This window comes from Bacillus sp. FSL W7-1346 (genome assembly GCF_038593335.1).
Taxonomy (GTDB): Bacteria; Bacillota; Bacilli; order Bacillales; family Bacillaceae; genus Bacillus; species Bacillus altitudinis.
In genome coordinates this window covers 3,488,463-3,507,302 of record NZ_CP151988.1, presented here as the reverse complement: position 1 = coordinate 3,507,302, position 18,840 = coordinate 3,488,463, and the positions used below count along the sequence as shown (strand labels likewise).

Annotated in this window: 18 protein-coding genes; 17 read left to right on the top strand and 1 reads right to left on the bottom strand. The window is 43.4% G+C overall.

Going from position 1 to position 18,840, the window contains the following annotated elements:
* Window positions 1–91 precede the first annotated feature (91 nt).
* The 4 genes from NST09_RS18095 to cydC are packed head-to-tail and all read left to right on the top strand — an operon-like array spanning window position 92 to window position 5,972.
* On the top strand, window positions 92–1,507 hold the full coding sequence (locus NST09_RS18095) for a cytochrome ubiquinol oxidase subunit I (RefSeq protein WP_008345582.1): 1,416 nt from the start codon (window positions 92–94) through the stop codon (window positions 1,505–1,507).
* Window positions 1,494–2,510 (top strand): cytochrome d ubiquinol oxidase subunit II, encoded by a 1,017-nt coding sequence (cydB, locus tag NST09_RS18090; RefSeq protein WP_342493180.1) that lies wholly within the window; start codon window positions 1,494–1,496, stop codon window positions 2,508–2,510. The genes NST09_RS18095 and cydB overlap by 14 nt, the downstream gene beginning before the upstream one ends.
* A complete protein-coding gene (cydD, locus tag NST09_RS18085; RefSeq protein WP_076821357.1) occupies window positions 2,510–4,246 on the top strand; it encodes a thiol reductant ABC exporter subunit CydD in 1,737 nt (578 codons plus the stop codon). Before cydB ends, cydD begins: the two co-directional genes overlap by 1 nt.
* Entirely contained in the window at window positions 4,236–5,972 is a 1,737-nt protein-coding gene (gene cydC, locus NST09_RS18080) for a thiol reductant ABC exporter subunit CydC (RefSeq protein ID WP_342493179.1), read from the top strand. Before cydD ends, cydC begins: the two co-directional genes overlap by 11 nt.
* 57 nt (window positions 5,973–6,029) lie before the next feature.
* Here the strand turns inward: cydC and NST09_RS18075 are convergent, their stop codons facing one another.
* Window positions 6,030–7,061, bottom strand: coding sequence for a pectate lyase (locus NST09_RS18075; RefSeq protein ID WP_017358687.1), 1,032 nt, complete (start codon window positions 7,059–7,061; stop codon window positions 6,030–6,032).
* Window positions 7,062–7,550: 489 nt separating this feature from the next.
* On the opposite strand from NST09_RS18075, the gene sigY reads away from it, so the two are divergent.
* The 13 genes from sigY (at window position 7,551) to NST09_RS18010 (ending at window position 18,826) form a co-directional block, all read left to right on the top strand.
* A complete protein-coding gene (sigY, locus tag NST09_RS18070) occupies window positions 7,551–8,081 on the top strand; it encodes an RNA polymerase sigma factor SigY (RefSeq protein ID WP_213407080.1) in 531 nt (176 codons plus the stop codon).
* Window positions 8,081–8,392: a YxlC family protein gene (locus tag NST09_RS18065; protein ID WP_342493178.1), complete on the top strand. Its 312-nt coding sequence runs from the start codon at window positions 8,081–8,083 to the stop codon at window positions 8,390–8,392. The genes sigY and NST09_RS18065 overlap by 1 nt, the downstream gene beginning before the upstream one ends.
* Entirely contained in the window at window positions 8,389–8,601 is a 213-nt protein-coding gene (locus NST09_RS18060) for a hypothetical protein (protein WP_008345569.1), read from the top strand. The genes NST09_RS18065 and NST09_RS18060 overlap by 4 nt, the downstream gene beginning before the upstream one ends.
* Window positions 8,602–8,909: 308 nt before the next feature.
* Entirely contained in the window at window positions 8,910–10,280 is a 1,371-nt protein-coding gene (gene gdhA / locus NST09_RS18055) for an NADP-specific glutamate dehydrogenase (RefSeq protein WP_268357469.1), read from the top strand.
* A gap of 83 nt (window positions 10,281–10,363) precedes the next feature.
* Window positions 10,364–10,477, top strand: coding sequence for a hypothetical protein (locus NST09_RS18050; RefSeq protein ID WP_008345567.1), 114 nt, complete (start codon window positions 10,364–10,366; stop codon window positions 10,475–10,477).
* A 111-nt stretch (window positions 10,478–10,588) separates the two neighbouring features.
* A complete protein-coding gene (locus NST09_RS18045; RefSeq protein ID WP_342493177.1) occupies window positions 10,589–11,971 on the top strand; it encodes a copper amine oxidase in 1,383 nt (460 codons plus the stop codon).
* Window positions 11,972–12,040: 69 nt separating this feature from the next.
* Window positions 12,041–12,655, top strand: a complete 615-nt coding sequence (locus tag NST09_RS18040) for a class F sortase (protein ID WP_098680771.1) — start codon at window positions 12,041–12,043, stop codon at window positions 12,653–12,655.
* A gap of 242 nt (window positions 12,656–12,897) precedes the next feature.
* Window positions 12,898–14,841, top strand: coding sequence for a BglG family transcription antiterminator (locus tag NST09_RS18035; protein ID WP_281201157.1), 1,944 nt, complete (start codon window positions 12,898–12,900; stop codon window positions 14,839–14,841).
* Between the two features lie 121 nt (window positions 14,842–14,962).
* The gene (locus tag NST09_RS18030; protein WP_007497889.1) at window positions 14,963–15,268 is read left to right on the top strand and encodes a PTS sugar transporter subunit IIB; all 306 of its coding nucleotides are present in this window, start codon (window positions 14,963–14,965) and stop codon (window positions 15,266–15,268) included.
* 14 nt (window positions 15,269–15,282) lie between these two features.
* Entirely contained in the window at window positions 15,283–16,632 is a 1,350-nt protein-coding gene (celB, locus tag NST09_RS18025; RefSeq protein ID WP_007497888.1) for a PTS cellobiose transporter subunit IIC, read from the top strand.
* Window positions 16,633–16,658: 26 nt separating this feature from the next.
* Window positions 16,659–16,985, top strand: coding sequence for a PTS lactose/cellobiose transporter subunit IIA (locus NST09_RS18020; RefSeq protein WP_008345561.1), 327 nt, complete (start codon window positions 16,659–16,661; stop codon window positions 16,983–16,985).
* Window positions 16,982–18,310 carry a 6-phospho-beta-glucosidase gene (locus tag NST09_RS18015; RefSeq protein ID WP_342493176.1) on the top strand — a complete coding sequence of 443 codons (1,329 nt, stop codon included), beginning with the start codon at window positions 16,982–16,984 and terminating at the stop codon, window positions 18,308–18,310. Before NST09_RS18020 ends, NST09_RS18015 begins: the two co-directional genes overlap by 4 nt.
* Before the next feature lie 117 nt (window positions 18,311–18,427).
* Window positions 18,428–18,826, top strand: a complete 399-nt coding sequence (locus NST09_RS18010; RefSeq protein WP_025208200.1) for a hypothetical protein — start codon at window positions 18,428–18,430, stop codon at window positions 18,824–18,826.
* The last annotated feature ends 14 nt before the right edge of the window (window positions 18,827–18,840 follow it).

Here is an 18,840-nt window from a genome sequence, read left to right as displayed (position 1 = left end):
ATCATTGAACAAATAGTGAATTTTTTGTGAAATGGTGAGCATAAATATCTCGAATCATTCGGCATGCGAAAGTAAGGGAGGATGTAAGGCTGTGAGTGAGCTGTTTTTAGCAAGATTTCAATTTGCCTCAACGACATTATTTCATTTTATTTTTGTTCCTATGTCTATAGGTTTGGTATTTATCGTTGCATTGATGCAAACCCTTTATGTCGTCAAGAAAAAAGAGATTTATAAAAAGATGGCGAAATTTTGGGGTCACCTTTTCTTAATTAACTTTGCAGTAGGTGTGGTGACAGGGATTCTGCAAGAATTCCAGTTTGGGATGAACTGGTCTGATTATTCAAGGTTTGTCGGTGATGTCTTTGGTGCACCGCTTGCCATTGAAGCGCTATTGGCCTTTTTCCTTGAATCGACCTTTATTGGCCTTTGGATATTCGGCTGGGACCGTCTGCCGAAAAAAATTCATTTGTTATGTATTTGGCTTGTTTCTCTTGGTACGATCTTTTCGGCGTTTTGGATTTTACTCGCCAACTCATTTATGCAGGAGCCAGTTGGATTTGTGATTAAAAATGGCCGTGCAGAAATGAATGACTTTGGGGCGCTCGTGACAAATCCGCAACTTTGGGTAGAGTTCCCGCACGTTCTGTTTGGTGCATTGGCAACCGGTGCTTTCTTTATCGCGGGTGTCAGTGCCTATAAAATGATCAAAAAACAAGAAGTGACCTTTTTCAAAAAATCTTTCCAGATTGCCATGGTGCTTGCTTTCATTTCTGGCTTAGGTGTGGCGTTCTCTGGACATGATCAAGCAAAGCACTTAATGGAATCACAGCCGATGAAGATGGCAGCAAGTGAAGCCCTTTGGAAGGATAGTGGAGATCCAGCGGCTTGGACACTATTTGCCAACATTGACACAGATAAAAAAGAAAACTCTGCGGAGATCAATATTCCGTTTGCTTTAAGTTACTTGGCTTATTCGAAGTTTAGTGGAGATGTGCCAGGCATGCTGACCCTTCAAAAAGAATATGAAGCCAAGTTTGGTCCTGGAGATTACATTCCTCCAGTCAAAACAACCTTCTGGAGCTTTAGAATCATGGTGGGTGCCGGCATGTTGATGATTTTTGCTAGTATGATTGGTTTGTATTTGAGCTTTAGAAAAAAACTAGAATCAAACAAATGGTATTTACGCTTCATGGTATGGATGATTGCGTTCCCGTTTATTGCAAACTCAGCTGGTTGGATCATGACGGAAATTGGGCGTCAGCCGTGGACAGTCTTTGGTATGATGACAACCGCACAATCCATTTCACCAAACGTATCGTACGGCATGTTGCTATTCTCAGTCATTAGCTTTACGACCATTTATCTGATTCTTGCCATCGTGCTTGCCTACTTATTCATTCGAGAAATTAAAAAAGGTGCACATTCTGAAGAGAATACAGATCAAAAGGATGAAACGGACCTGTCTACAGATCCATTTGATGGAGGCGCATATCATGGCATATCTTAACGAGATTTGGTTTATTCTTGTCGCAGTACTGTTTGTTGGATTTTTCTTCTTAGAAGGATTTGATTTTGGTGTCGGGATGTCCATGCAGCTTCTTGGAAAAGATGCACATGAGCGCCGCATTTTAATCAATACGATTGGCCCTTTCTGGGATGCGAATGAGGTCTGGTTGATTACAGCAGGCGGAGCTATTTTCGCCGCTTTTCCTCACTGGTACGCTACGATGTTCAGCGGATACTATATTCCGTTTACGGTTCTCCTGCTAGCGCTCATTGGGCGGGGGGTCGCCTTTGAATTTAGAGGGAAGGTCGAGAAGGCTTCATGGATCAAAACGTGGGACTGGGTGATCTTCTTTGGCAGCCTGCTTCCGCCATTTTTACTCGGCGTGCTATTCACAAGTATTTTACGAGGAATGCCCATTGATCAAAGCATGAATATGTACGCTGGATTTACAGACTTTGTGAATCTTTATTCAGTGATCGGCGGGGTAGCTGTGACGGTTCTTTGCCTTCTGCATGGATTGATTTTCGTCACACTCCGCACTGAGGGTGATTTAAGAAATCGTGCAAGAAAGCTCGGTCAGCGTGTTTTATTGATTGCACTGCCGGTTCTTGTTGTATTTGTTGGTGTGTCTATTCTTGAAACAGACATTTATACCGTGCGTCCGATCATTACGATCCCTTTAACTGTACTCATTGTGGTTTGTTATGTAGCGGCTCTAATCTTTATGAGAAAAGAGTGTGATGGATGGACATTTTTATTCACAGGTGCAGGTATTATGGTGACGGTGACCATGCTTTTCACAGCATTATTCCCGCGTGTCATGATTAGTTCGATCAACCATGCATTCGACCTCACCATTCAAAACGCTGCATCAGGATCTTATTCACTGACGGTCATGACGATTGTTGCCATTTCTTTGCTGCCTTTTGTGCTTGGGTATCAAATCTGGAGCTACTATGTCTTCCGTAAACGTGTAAGCGGTAAGGAGCCAATGACCTACTAATGGATAAACGTTTGCTTCAACTAAAAGGAATGAGGGGGCTTCTTGCCCTCTTAGGTATTGTGTCAATCATCCAAGGAGCAAGTATTATTTTTCAAGCACAGTGGCTGGCACATGCCATAACAACGCTGTTTGACGGGAAGAGCCTCATGCAGGCAACGCCTTATGTCTTGCTGTTTCTTGCTGCCTTTCTGGTGCGGCACGGTCTCACCTTGATGCGGGAGAAGGTCATGTTCACCTATTCTTCCCGAATTGGAGCAGACGTCAGAAAGCAGCTGTTGGACCAGCTTTTCCGTTTAGGGCCAGCTTTCACGAAGAAAAAAGGAACAGGAAAGCTTGTGACATTGGCGATGGAGGGCATTGCCCAATATCGTCAGTATTTACAGCTGTTTTTGCCGAAAATGGTGAACATGGCAGTTATTCCGGTGATGGTGCTTGTCTATGTTTGGACATTAGATGAAACATCTGCTGTCATTCTCATTGTCACGCTGCCAATTTTAATTGTTTTTATGATTTTGCTAGGACTTGTCGCTCAGCGTAAAGCGGCCAAACAATGGAGATCGTATGAGAAATTATCCAATCATTTTACTGATTCTCTCCGTGGCCTTGAAACGCTTCGCTACTTAGGGATTAGCAAAAAGCATTCTCGCAATATTGGAGAGGTCTCAAAGCGTTATCGAAAGGCGACGATGAGCACACTGAAAGTCGCCTTTCTTTCTTCTTTTGCTCTCGATTTCTTTTCTATGCTGTCCATTGCGACTGTCGCTGTATTTCTCGGCTTGCGCTTAATTGAAGGAGATCTTTTGTTATTGCCCGCTTTGACCGCACTAATGCTTGCGCCAGAATATTTTTTGCCAGTCCGTGAAGTGGGGAATGATTATCATGCGACGTTAAACGGTAAAGAAGCGAATGAGGCGATTCAAGTGATTTTAGAGGAAAAGGGCTTCCGAGAGCAGGAGACACAATCCGTGCAGCTGAACGAGTGGAATGAGCAATCTGAGCTCACACTGCAAGATGTCAGTGTCTTGCATGATGAGCATGCACCATATTCGATTCAGGATGTGGACCTCACTGTGAAAGGAAAGAAAAAAATTGGGATCATCGGTGCCAGTGGTTCGGGGAAATCGACGTTAACGGATGTTCTCGGCGGTTTTGTTGAACCGTCTGCAGGTGAAATCATCCTAAACGGAAAGCCGCTTGCTCATTTACAGCTGGCGGCATGGCAAAAAGAAGTCGTTTATATGCCGCAGCATCCTTATTTATTTCACATGACACTGAGAGAAAATATTCGTTTTTATGAACCGAATGCAACCGATGAAGACGTCGAAAGAGCGGTGGAAGAGGCAGGTTTGTCTCAGCTCGTAGCGGAACTCCCCAATGGACTGGATGAGGTCATTGGCGAACAGGGCAGAGGACTGAGCGGCGGACAAGCGCAGCGGATTGCACTCGCTCGCACAGTGCTCGGCCAGCGATCCATTATGCTGTTAGATGAACCAACGGCTCATCTGGATATTGAGACAGAGTATGAATTAAAGAAAACAATGCTTCCATTGTTTGAAAATAAACTTGTGTTTTTAGCCACACACAGACTTCATTGGATGACGGATATGGATGAAATCATTGTGATGGATCATGGGACGATTGCAGAGATGGGGACTCATGAATCATTAATGGAAAGAAAAGGTGTGTACTATCAATTGGTACAGGAACAAATGGGGGCGGTCACACATGGTCAGTAAAGGCTGGTTTATACCTTATATCAAGGAGAATCAAAAGCTGTTTGCCTTGGTGCTTTTTTTAGGGGCGATTGCGGTGTTTTCTGCTTCTATGCTCATGTATACGTCAGGGTTCCTCATTTCAAAAGCTGCCACAAGACCTGAGAATATCTTGATGGTCTATGTCCCAATCGTGGCAGTACGTACCTTTGGTATTTCACGCTCAGCGGCTCGTTATGCAGAGAGACTGGCGAGTCATCAGCTCATTTTGACGATGATTGAAAAAATGCGGGTACGTCTTTATGATATGGCTGAACGAAGTGCCAAACAGACGAAGCTTGGAACAGGTGAAATGCTTGGGCTGTTATCAGAAGATGTGGAGAGATTACAGGATGCGTATTTAAAAACAATCTTTCCATCCATCGGTGCGCTGCTTTTATATGCCGCTTCGATTGGAGCCCTTGGGCTTTTTTCATGGCCTTTTGCCGGATTGATGCTGCTTTATATGGCGCTGCTCGTATTTGTATTCCCATACATCACAGTACTTGTGAACCGGGCGAGACAAATTCAAATGAAGAAAGGCAGAAATGAACTGTACAGCCATTTAACAGATGCCGTCATGGGCGTGAGTGACTGGTTGTTTAGCGGCAGACAGAACGATTTTGTTGAAGGCTATGAACGAAAAGAAGCAAAGCTATTAGCACTCGAAGCGGCAAAGCATCGGTTTATCCGTCTGCGCCAATTTTTAGCACAGCTAGTCATTGGAGGAGCAGTCGTCCTTGTCGTGTATTGGAGCGGCTCAGTCGTTCAGGCTGGTTCTATGCCGCACACGCTGATCGCAGCTTTTGTGCTTGTGCTGTTTCCATTAACAGAAGCCTTTCTTCCGCTGTCAGATGCAGCAGGCGATATTCCTGTTTATCAGCATGCCGTCAGCAGATTAAATCATTATGAAAAGCAATCGTATGAAGGATTAGTGGAGAGGGAGGCAGCAGACGAGACACCCGTCTCTGATGGCGTTGAAGCGGTCTGTTTTGATCAAGTCACCTTCGGATTTGAAGTCAATAAACATGTACTAAAGCATTTTTCGTTTTCACTGAAGCAAGGTGAATCGCTCGCTCTTTTAGGAAAAAGCGGTGCAGGCAAATCGACCATTTTAAAATTGTTAGAAGGGGCAGTCGTGCCAAATCAAGGGGTTGTCAGCATTCAGGGGAAACCGGTACAAAGCATTCAAGAGGAGGTATCCTCTTATGTGTCTGTGCTCAATCAACAGCCCTATTTATTTGATACATCTGTTTTAAACAACATTCGCTTAGGCTCTCCAGAAGCGACAGAAGAGCAAGTAAAAGAAGCCGCGCGGCAAGTGCAGCTGCACGATTACATTGAGTCTTTGCCAGAAGGTTATCACACAGGTGTACAAGAGACAGGGGTTCGTTTCTCTGGTGGAGAAAGGCAGCGTATGGCTCTAGCTCGGATTTTGCTGCAAAACACACCGATTGTTGTATTAGATGAACCAACCGTTGGGCTTGATCCACGCACAGAGCGTGAATTGCTTGAAACAATCTTCCGTGTGTTAAAAGGAAAAACAGTCATTTGGATCACCCATCATCTCACTGGCTGTGAGGCATGCGATCGTATGATGTTTATTGAAGGTGGACGCATTGAGATGCAGGGGCAGCATCATGATTTGCTGAAAGAAAATCTGCGTTATCAAAAGCTGTATGAAATGGACCGTCCATTTTCGGTCGTGTAAAAAATGGATGACAAGAACGTTCGGACAGAAGATTTCTGCCCGAACGTTTTTTTGAGATTAAGGATTTACTTTTCCTACACCCGCATTTGATACAACTTCTGATTTCACATTGTTCACGTTAAGCAAAGAGTAGTTATAAGGAGGGTTGTACGTACCTGTTGAAGACGTTGGCAGGCTACCTGTGCTGTTAATATAAGAGTTGTTGATGACATGCCAAGTACCGACTTGACGGCTGTCCCAGCTGCCGATGGCATTTTTCGTGTTTTCAAATACGTTGTGTTCAATTCTCATTTTCGCGCCCATACGTGAATTAATCGCTGTTGTTAGGATGTTTTTGTAATAGTTGTTATACACATGGCCTTCCCCGAAGCGCATAGACGGTACACGAGAGTTCAAGTTTTCAAAACGGTTGTTGTGGAACGTGATTTTTCTGTTGTAGTTATCGTTATCGGAGCTGCCCATCAGCATCGTTTTCCAGCTGTCATGGACATAGTTCCATGAGAACGTAATGTAATCAGAGTCATTTTTCACATCGAATAACCCATCATAGTCATCTTTATCAGAGTTTAAAGTGTTGTAGAGTTCATTATGGTCGACCCATACGTTTTTAGAGGCACCTTCGATTCCGATGGCATCTTTATCACCGATTTTGCTGTGATGGATTTTGAGGTTGCGGATGATGACGTTATTAGCGCGCCATACTTTAATACCAATCCCGTTAAATTCGCCGTTTGTCCCTTTACCGACGATGGAGACATTGTTTGTATCTTTCACATCAATTTTATTGGCTGAAGTATTAGAAGGAGTAATCGTTCCGTCTACCACGATTTTCAATTTTTCATTTGTTCCTTTGCTTTTGAGGGCAGCTAATAGTTCATTTCCGGTTTTCACCGTCACCGTTTTACCGCCTTCACCGCCTGTTGTACCGCCATTTAATGTGGAGAATCCTTGCTGATTAAAATTGGCCATAATCGAAGGGCTTTCTGGATATTTCGTTGCTGCTTTTGCCTCCCCATTTGGCGCAAATAATGAAGTCACGAGACCAACCGCTAACACACCAGCTAACATTGGAACTTTTTTCTTCAACATGAACATCTCCATTCTCTATTTTGTTTTAATGTAAACGTTTCCAAAATAAGCTGCGATTCAACCGCTCCTCCTTCCTTCGCCAGCATCGCCTCTTTCGGAATGTAGGAAGAGCATAGCACGCAAAAAGGTATCATCGGCTAAGAATTGAAACGAAGTATTCCACGATTTTCAAGGAAACTAAGGCAATGATTATTTCAATTTATCTACATGAGACAAGGATCATTGACGATAGGTATTGGGGTAACCTAGTGATTATGAAAAGGACGTTCTTCTTTTTAAGGAAAATCAAGATGATTACGAAAGCGTCATTTTGTTAGAGACAAAGACCTGTCATAATCATTACATAAGAAAAAATTGGATATCAAATAGATCCGTGCGCTAAACAACAGGTAGACAAGGCTCCAATTTAAAAAAAGAAGGTCTATTTTAAACGATGCGATCACCGGTGTCGTCTAATCAATAAGAGATAGAAAGGAAGGAGGGACGTGTTTGGAGCAGACCGAGGAGACTTTATGGATCAAGCGGGCAAAACAGGGGGATGATGCCGCATTTACCGCCCTTTATCGGCATCATTATTCGTTTCTTTACCGTTATTTGATGAAATTGACCCTTCAACAAGAGCTGACAGAGGAGATCATGCAAGAAACGATGCTCAAAGCGTACATGAAACTTTCTTCTTTTAGAGGAGATTCATTATTTTCAACATGGCTCATGTCCATTGCATCTAGACAATTTTTAGATCATCAAAAGAAAAGAAAACGTGAACAAACGAGAGAAGGAAAGGCGAATCAAGAAGCCATCCGCCGGTTCAAATGGGATGTTCAGCAAAAAGGCCATACTTGGCATGACATGTGGGATGCTTTAAATGAGTTAAAGGCTCAGGAGAGAGTACCGATCCTTCTCCATTACTATTATGGCTTTACTTACCCTGAAATCGCTTCGATGCTCGAGGTGAGAGAAGGTACGGTGAAATCGAGGGTTCATCATGGGATCAAGAAAATTCGAAAGGAGTGGGACTGATGAAAGAAGATCGTTTCGCCGATCGTTTAAAAGAGGAGCTGCAGGAGCTCGATGAACAAATCGAAGTAGAAAAGCCGAGTGAACAAGCTTTGATGTTGATGCTAAAGCAGGCAAAGGAAAAAGAGAAAAAACGTTTTAAACAAGAAGTGCTGGCGTACATCCTCGTCAGTCTGACCATCATGACACTTTTTGCAGCTGCCATTACTCATTTGCCCATCATCTTCATTCTTCTCCAAGTGGTGAGCGTGCCATTCTGTGTGGTTGTCGGCATCAAGGAATATCAACAGATTAAAGGAGGGTCTTCCTTATGAGTCAGACGGAAATGATCATCTTATTGTGCGCATTACCGTTACTGTTTGCACAGGGATTTCTCTTATTTATGGATGCCAAGAAAAGAGGGCGTTATAAATGGTTCTGGGGCATCATTGGGTTAATCAACTTCCCATCTTCTTCTATTTTATATTGGCTGTGTGTTGTCTTACCTGATCGGAAAAGAGGAGAAAAGCTCAGAAAAGATTGAAAGACATTGTAAAACTTTTGACCTTTTTTTTGAATGATCATCATCTAGAAAAAGTGAAAGTTTCATGAATGTGTCAAAGAAAGCGGGATGTTGAACGTCCAGTTCGTCATTTCTAGCACGATAGTCATTCTTTGAGCGGGTCATTTTCATGACGGAAGGTCATTCTGCTTGATCTATCTCATTTCGGCATCGTTTTCATCTGTTATCAATATTGATCAGTTTTTACAAATGGTGTTAAATTAATCTCAATATGCGTTAGAAAATCTAACAACCAAAGAGTGAGATATTGACAAGGAGGCAGATGAGACATGTTGACCTTAGATCGAGCAGCACAAACAGCACAAAGCTACATCCACCGTGTGCTAGGGGATGTAGAAAAACGGAATCCAGGCGAGGCGGAATTCCAACAAGCCGTAAAAGAAATTCTGGAATCCCTCGTCCCGGTTTTTGCAAAACACCCAGAGTATGAAAAACAGGGGATCTTAGAACGCTTAATTGAGCCTGAGCGGCTTGTGATGTTTCGTGTACCGTGGGTAGACGATGAAGGCAAAGTACAGGTGAACAGAGGATTCAGGGTTCAATTTAATAGTGCCATCGGTCCTTATAAGGGGGGCATTCGGTTTCACCCATCGGTCAATGCCAGCATCATCAAGTTTTTAGGGTTTGAACAAATCTTTAAAAACGCACTGACAGGTTTGCCGATCGGCGGAGGAAAAGGTGGATCAGATTTTGACCCTAAAGGGAAATCTGATGGAGAAATCATGCGTTTTGTTCAAAGTTTTATGAGTGAACTCAGTCGTTATATTGGACCTGATCAAGATGTACCGGCAGGAGATATTGGTGTAGGTGCACGCGAAATTGGCTATATGTTCGGCCAGTACAAAAAAATGCGTGGTGCGTATGAAGCAGGTGTCCTGACAGGAAAAAGTCCTGGTTTTGGAGGCAGCTTAGCGAGAAAAGAAGCGACAGGCTATGGACTGGTGTACTTTATGGAAGAAATGTTAAAAGCCCACGGAATGCAATTTGAAGGGCGATCTGTTGTTGTGTCTGGGTCAGGAAATGTATCGATTTATGCGATGGAAAAAGTATTGGAATTAGGCGGAAAGGTTGTGGCTTGTAGTGATTCAAGCGGAGCCATTTACGACCCTCAAGGCATTTCACTTGAGACAGTGAAGCAGCTGAAGGAAGTCGACAACCAGCGAATTGCTGCCTACATAGACATTCACCCGCATGCTGAATTGATTGAAGATTGCGAACAAATTTGGTCTCTTCCTTGTGACATTGCGCTGCCATGTGCGACCCAAAATGAAATTTCAGAGTCGCAAGCACAGCAGCTAGTGGCAAACGGTGTCATCGCTGTAGGAGAAGGGGCCAATATGCCGTCCACACTTGGGGCCGTCAAAGTATTTGAACAACATGATATTTTGTTTGCACCAGCAAAAGCGGCAAATGCTGGCGGAGTGGGTGTTTCGGCGTTAGAAATGGCGCAAAACAGTGCGAGAATGTCTTGGACTTTTGAAGAAGTAGATGGTCAGTTGAAACAAATGATGCAGTCGATTTATCGTCAGTGTACTGAGACAGCTGAAGAATACGGATACGCTGGAAACTTAATGGTAGGCGCAAATATTGCAGGATTTCGCAAAGTGGCAGATGCCATGATCGCACAAGGCGTCATTTAACTCCTGCTCTCCCGCACCTGTTTATTTCATGACAAGATCGGGAATTGTCTTGTAAGAATGACAATAAGGAGGCGCGGGAGAAAATGAAAAAGTGGCTGAAACAAATTGTCAAATGGGCACCAGTGATTTATCCAGTGGTGAGGAAAATATACAAAGAACGAAAAGCATCCAAAAGTCGTAACGTATCAGCCGGGTAATCCGGCTTTTTTTTATGAAATGAATGAAACAAAAAAATATGCTGTGGGAATGATCCATTTCACTTCTCTCTCCGTTAAGTACATAACAAACGGAAAGAGGAGGCAAAACAGATGAAAATGAAAAAAGCATTTTTAACGATCCCGCTTAGTGCAGCATTATTATTACCAACTGCTCAAATGGCAAGTGCACACGAAGGACATATGCATGGGGATGCAAAAAAGTCGTCATCATCACAAGAGGTGTCAAATAAAGCAACGGATCTTCGCGCAGCGCTTGATCAGCTCTTCTCAGAACATGCTTATTTAGCAGTGATCACGATGCAAAAGGGAATTGACGGCAGTAAAGATTTTGATCAAGCAGCAGCAGCGTTAAATGAAAACACGAATGATCTATCAGATGCGATCGCCTCTGTGTATGGAAAAAAAGCAGGGAAACAATTTAAAGAGATTTGGTCAAGCCATATCGGCTACTTCGTTGATTATGTACAAGCAACAGCGAAAAAAGATGAAGCAGGTAAAAAGAAAGCGGTCAAAGAGCTTGATCAATACCGCATGAAACAAGCTGATATGCTTGATAAAGCAACAGGTGGAAGATTGAAAGCAAGTGAACTTGAAGAAGGTTTAAAAATGCACGTCAATGAACTGCTAAAAGCTTTTGATAGTTACACAGAAAAGGATTTTGATACAACCTATGAAACGGTCAGAAAATCCATTCATCATATGTTTGAAGTAGGTAAAGGTGTATCATGGGCGATTACAGATCAATTTCCTGGGAAATTTGATCAAAAATCAGTCGATACTCCAGCCGCAGATCTTCGTGAGGATTTAAACTACTTGTTCTCAGAGCATTTGGCACTCGCGGTAGTGGCTATGCAAAAAGGGAATGATGGCAGCAAGGACTTTGACCAAGCGGCAGCAGCGTTAAATGAAAACACGAATGATCTATCAGATGCGATCGCTTCTGTTTATGGAAAAGATGCAGGAAAACAATTTAAAACGATCTGGTCAAGTCATATCGGATATTTAGTTGATTATGTTAAAGCGGAAGCATCAGGAGACGAGCAAGCAAAAGAAAAGGCTGTCAAAGATTTAGATGCTTACCGTATGAAACAAGCAAAATTTTTAGATCAAGCGACAGATGGACGATTGAAGGCGGCTGACTTAGAAGCTGGGTTGAAAACCCATATTGATGAGCTCATCAAAACGTACACGTCTTATCATCATGGTGAATATGATCAGCTGTACCCGACTGTCAGAGAAGCATACGGCCATATGTTCATGGTTGGTCAAGATGTCGCATCAGCTATTGTCGATCAGCATCCTGACATGTTCAAATCCAACATGCCAAATGAGATGCCGAAAACAGGTATGGGAGGCACAGCCGGTCCATTAGGTATGTCATATGAAGCATTTGCTGGGATGATGGCAAGTCTCATCTTAGCCGGAGGTGCAGTGGGGGCGTTCTTCCTCATTCGCCGTAAACCATCAAATTAAGCAGGCATCAAGACAAGAGGGAACGTGCACAATCGTGCCGTTCCTTTCTTCAAAAGGAGGTCGACTTGCGTGAAAAGATGGCTGTTTGGTATTCTGACGCTTTTCATCATCACGGGCTGCGCATCCCAATCAATAGATGAAAAGTCATCCTCTGAAACTGCTTCATCTCCTGAGCCAATGACAGCAAAACAAGCCAAGAATCCATCTCATTCACACGACACGTTAAAAGATGAGCCATCAGGTATTGTTCCCGCTGACATCTCCATTCCAGCGATTGATGTCCAAGCAAAAGTGGAGAAAACGACTTTATCAAAGAATGGCAGTATGGGTGTTCCGCAAAATACAGATCACACAGCTTGGTTTGAAGATGGTCCGAAGCCTGGTGATAAAGGGAATGCTGTCATAAATGGTCATGTTGATAATAAATGGGGTCCAGCTGTTTTTTATCGACTAAAGGAGCTAAAAAAGGGAGACAAAGTCATTGTGACATCCTCGTCAGGGGAAAAGCGAACCTTTGAGGTTCTCAAGGTGAAAAGCTATCCGCGCGAAGAGAAACCAAATGCTTTTTTCGGGTACGCCTTTACACGGAATCTCAATTTCATCACATGTACGGGAACTTTTGATCATGCAGCCGGTACACATGAAAAAAGATTGGTTGTCTTTACACAACTGATTTCCTCATAAGAAAAAGGCGGATACACGGAGGTGAAACGCCTTTTTTTCATGATTTCCACAACAGCATCTTAGAAGAAGATTCATAGGTCATTAGATATGGTTGGATGTATAAATAGGGGCGTTTGTCATATAAATGAGTTGGCAATTTTTATTTCTTTTCAGTAGAATATGAGTAATGAAGAGAACTGTAAGCGTATACAACCTGTCCAAACAAGGCAGATTCTCCACCCTAAATGAAGGAGGCCGACCTAATGCTGAGTAAAAGACTGGCGCACATTTTAAGTCAGCTGATGGCAGCTGAGACTCCTCTCACGAGCGCAGCGCTTTCTGTCAGTTTACAAGTGACAAGCCGCACCATCCGAACAGACATCAAGGAACTGAATGAGCGTCTAGCCCCATATCAAGCAGCTGTATCAGCTGTTAGAGGCGCTGGCTATGAGCTGTTGATCAACGATGAGAATGCCTTTCGCCGTTTTATGAAGGAAGAACTCGAACAGGAAGAACCGCTTGCTGTTCTTCCAGAAGAACGAGTTCGATTTATTTTGAAAAAGCTGCTTCTAGCGGAATCATATGTGAAGCTGGAAGACTTACAGGAGCAGCTGTTTATTAGTAAATCGACGATGAGTAATGACATGAAATGGGTCAAACGTAAGCTCGAACCCTTTGATCTGAAGCTGGAAGCAAAGCCGAATAAAGGCTGCCGGATCAAAGGATCTGAGATGAAAATCCGTTATTGCATGTCAGAATATTTATTCAATGAACGGCGTTCCTATCAAACCATGCTGAACACGGCGGTTACGATTTTGCCAAAACATGAGCTGGAATTGATTCAGAGAACTATGATTGATTATATCAACGAGGAAAAAATGAATCTATCAGACATTTGCATGAATAATTTAATTGTTCATATTGCTATTGCCTGCAAACGGATTAGACACGGAAACTATGTATCTGTGCTGCCTGAAGAAATCAACGAAATCCCAAGGGCAAAAGAATACAAGGTAGCCAAAAAAATGGTTGAGCGTCTTGAAGGGCTGCTGGATGTCTCATTTCCACAAGAGGAAATCGTTTATATCGCCATTCATTTGCTAGGAACAGCCAAAATGGTACAGTCTTTTTCAACGGGCGGTCAAAAACAAATTGTGGATGATGACACGAGCCGTCTTGTTCAGCTGATGCTGAAAGCCATTGATCAAAAATTGCAGCTGGATTTAGCGGGAGATGCGGAATTGCTGATTGGCCTCAGTTTGCACTTAAAGCCGGCGATCAATCGGTGTAAGTATGGAATGAATTTAAGAAATCCAATGCTTGATGAGATCAAAGCGGGCTATCCAATTGCCTTTGAAGCAGGGATTGTGGCGAGCAGGGTCATTGAAGAAGAGACAGGTTTGTCCATTCATGAAAATGAGATCGGCTATATGGCACTTCATTTTGGTGCGGCCTTAGAGCGCAGGAAAATGGAGATACCACCGAAGCGATGCCTGATTGTCTGTGCGTCTGGTGCAGGGAGTGCAAGGCTACTTCAAGATCGTTTGCGGTCACAATTTGGGTCGAAGCTGACCATTTTAGGCACAGCAGAGCTTTATTCCCTTCCGCATGTCTCTTTACATGCATTGGATTTAATTATTACGACCATTCCCATTCATATGGATTTACCGATTCCGGTCATTCAAGTGAACACGATTTTAGGAGGCAGTGATTTTTTAAAAATAGAAGAAGCTTTGACAAGTGAAACAAGAGTGACATTAGCCACGCAATATATGAAAAAGGAATTGGTCTTTACAAAATGCGCCTTTCAAACAAAGGAAGAGGTCATACACTTTCTCACGCAAAAGGTCATTGACATGGGCTTAGCGCCAGCAGAACTTACACAATCTGTGATGGAAAGAGAAGAGTCTGCACCGACTTCATTTGGGCATTATACAGCGATTCCGCATCCGATGACCCCGCTGACAGAAGAGACGTTTTGGGCGATCTGTACATTAGAAAAGCCGATCATTTGGGGAGAGAAAAAAGTTCAATTTGTGTGCTTGCTTTGTGTCGAAAAAGAGAATGCCAAAGACTTAAAAGGCATGTACCGTCTGCTTGGAGAGCTTGTCCATCATGTGAAATTTATTCAGCACCTCATCACCTGTGACACCTTTGAAGACATGCTGGATGTCATGGATAAAAAAGCGCCTTCGTACAAGAACTAATGGTGTGATATTAACTTTTTCCGCTTCCTAAAGGAAAAAGTATGGGTGTTTATGAAAGCGGTTTCATAATATGATGAATGTGTAAAGAAAAGCTTCATACTTCAAAAAGGGGGCGTTTACAATGAACATTTTATTAGTTTGTGCAGCAGGTATGTCAACAAGCTTACTTGTCACAAAAATGGAGAAGAGTGCACAAGAACAAGGAAAAGACTATCGTATTTGGGCAGTATCTGGAGATGCTGCTAAAAATCATATTGATCAAGCCGATGTGCTTTTATTAGGACCTCAAGTTCGTTATTTATTACCGCAAATGAAAAAACTCGGAGAAGACAAAGGAATTCCAGTAGATGTGATTAATACCGTGCATTATGGCGTATGTAATGGCGCTGAGGTTTTAAAATCTGCTGAACAGTTAGTGAACGGATAAAGGGGGCGGAAGGGATGAATGGATTCAACCGATTTCTAGAAGAGAAGGTTATGCCGTTTGCAGGGAAGATTGCCGCTCAAAGACATTTACAAGCATTGCGTGACGGAATTGTTTTAACCATGCCTCTCATTATCGTCGGTTCACTGTTTCTTATTTTAGCCAACCTTCCGATTCCAGGATACAGCGATTTTATGGCAAGTGTCTTCGGAGCCGAATGGGCCACGAAACTATCCTATCCTGTGAATGCCACCTTTGACATTATGGCACTTGTTGCGACCTTTGGGATCGCATACAGGTTAGCTGAAAAGTATGCAGTCGATGCACTGTCATCTGGTGCAATTGCTGTCGCAGCTTTCCTCCTAGCCACACCTTATCAAGTACCGTTCACACCTGAGGGATCAACAGAAGCTATCCTAGTGAATGGCGGTATTCCCGTCACACTGATGGGCAGTAAAGGGCTATTCGTTGCCATGATTATTGCCATGCTTTCCACCGAAATTTACCGCTTTATTGTACAGCGGAATATCGTCATCAAAATGCCTGATGGTGTACCGCCAGCAGTTAGTAAATCGTTTATCGCACTTATTCCAGGTTTTGTGGTCATCACGCTGATCTGGGTCGCTAGGCTTCTGATTGAGATGACACCTTTTGAGAGTATTCATAATATCATCACGGTCTTAATTGGCACACCACTATCCATTCTTGGTGGAAGCTTAGGCGGAAGTATCGTTGCCATCGGTGTGCAAATGCTCCTCTGGGCATGTGGTATTCACGGAGCCACCATTGTCGGAGGAGTCATGGGTCCGATTTGGCTCGGTGCGATGGATGAAAACCGTCTTGCCTTCCAAGCAGGAGAAGTGCTGCCGAATATTTTCACAGCGCAGTTCTTTGAAATCTTTATCAATGTCGGCGGAAGCGGCGCGACGCTTGCTTTGGTACTGACCATGATCTTGCGTGCGAGAAGTAAACAAATGAAACAGCTTGGCCGTCTTGCGATTGGGCCAGCCATCTTTAACATCAACGAACCGATCATTTTTGGAATGCCGATTGTGATGAACCCAATGCTTCTCATTCCGTTTATCCTTACGCCAATTATGATGATCATCACCACATATATCGGAATGAGCACAGGACTTGTAGCAAAACCGGCAGGGATCGCTGTCCCGTGGACAATGCCGCCAATCATTTCAGGCTATCTCGCAACAGGCGGGAAAATCTCTGGCGCGGTCATGCAGCTGATTAACCTTGCCTTGTCATTTGCGCTATACTATCCATTCTTTAGAATGTGGGATAAGCAGAAATTGAAAGAAGAAAATGAGCTTGAAGCAAAAGCATCAACAGATGAAAATGTCGTCAGCATGTAATAGAGGGAACAAGGGGGATGCGGCCGATGGAAATGGAACAAATTGTGTTTCAACTCATCTTGCACGGTGGTAATGGCAGAAGCTCGGCCATGGAGGCCATTACATGTGCAAAGCAAGGCAATTTTGATGAGGCGAAGCAAAAATTGCAGGAAGCACAAGACGCGTTAAATGAGGCGCATCACGCACAGACAGAGCTAATCCAAGGAGAAATCAGAGGAGAGAAAACCGACGTCAGTCTCTTGATGATTCATGCACAGGATCATCTGATGAACGCTATGACCGTCAAAGAGCTTGCAGCTGAAATCATTGAGCTCCATGAAAAAATGAAGCAATTCGGAGGTGTCAATTCATGAAAGACGGAATTAAAATTGTCACAATAGGCGGTGGATCAAGCTATACGCCTGAGCTCGTCGAAGGGTTTATTAAACGATATCAAGAATTGCCTGTAAAGGAGTTATGGCTTGTGGATATTGAAGCAGGTCAGGAAAAGTTGAACATCGTGGGTGCTCTTGCAAAACGTATGGTTGAAAAAGCGGGTTTGCCGATTGAAGTGCACCTCACCCTTGACCGCCGGGCAGCTCTGAAAGATGCGGACTTTGTCACGACACAATTCCGTGTAGGACTGCTCGAAGCCAGAGCCAAGGATGAGAGAATCCCGCTTAAATATGGCGTCATTGGACAGGAAACGAATGGTCCAGGCGGGTTATTTAAAGGTCTACGCACCATTCCAGTCATTCTAGACATCGTGAAGGATATGGAAGAGCTTTGCCCAGATGCCTGGCTGGTGAACTTTACAAATCCAGCAGGCATGGTCACAGAGGCGGTGTTACGCTACACGAATCTGAAAAAAGTAGTCGGTCTATGCAATGTGCCGATTGGAATCAAAATGGGCATTGCAAAAGCGCTGGATGTCGATGTCGAACGCATTGAAGTACAATTTGCAGGCCTCAATCACATGGTCTATGGCTTAGATGTGTATTTAGACGGGGTCAGCATTATGGATCAAGTACTCGATGAATTAGGAAATCCAAATAGCCAGTGGTCCATGAGGAATATTGAAGCGAAAAACTGGGAGCCTTCTTTCGTCAAAGGCTTAGGGGTCATCCCATGTCCGTATCATCGTTATTACTATAAAACGAAAGATATGCTGGAGGAAGAACAAAAAGCGGCTCAAGAAAAAGGAACAAGAGCAGAGGTTGTGCAGCAAGTCGAGCATGAACTATTTGAGTTATATAAAGACCCAGATTTATCGATTAAACCGCCGCAGCTCGAAAAAAGAGGCGGGGCTTATTACAGCGATGCAGCATGTAATTTGATCAACTCCATCTACAATGATAAACATGACATTCAACCGGTAAACACAGTGAACAGAGGAGCGATTGCCAGCATTCCGGCCGAATCAGCGGTTGAAGTGAACTGTATCATTACAAAGGACGGACCGAAACCAATCGCGACAGGTGATCTGCCTGTGGCTGTGAGAGGACTCGTTCAACAAATCAAGTCCTTCGAGCGTGTGGCAGCTGAAGCAGCTGTGACAGGAGATTACGAGACGGCTCTTGTCGCCATGACCATCAATCCACTCGTTCCATCTGATGAAATTGCAAAGCAAATCTTAGATGAAATGCTGGAAGCGCACCGTGAATATTTACCGCAGTTCTTCAAATCAGTGAATGCTTAAAATAAAATGGCCCCTTAATGGGGTCGTTTTTTATGATTTTTTCATATGGAAACTGGAGAAAGCAGTGTATGATAGAAAAAACAACATGTACTGCTTCACAGAAAGGACGGTTAGAATATGGTGGCAATTGGGTTAATGCTTTACGGCTTTATCGTTCAACCTCTACTTAGTTACGGCACAGTGGTTTTGTTTTTGTATGGAATCATTGCTTCATTTATTGGCCTGATTCGGCATAGACAGGATGTGTGGATGTATGTTCTCCGCTTGCTCGTTTGTTTTACCATTCCAGTAACCAATCTGTTAATGTATTTCGCAACCATCGGTGGGGATGAAAGAGACTTTGATTTTCAGCCAATGCCGCCAGTTTATCATCTTGTTTTTATCCTAGAAATCATCATCGTCTTTTTACCAGAGATCTTTTTACTGATCGAGAGAAAGCGGAGTATCAAAGGGAAACAGTGGATATATGCAGGGGCCATTGTGGGGATATCGGTCTTGTTTTGGTGCACGATTTGATGAGAGGCTGATGG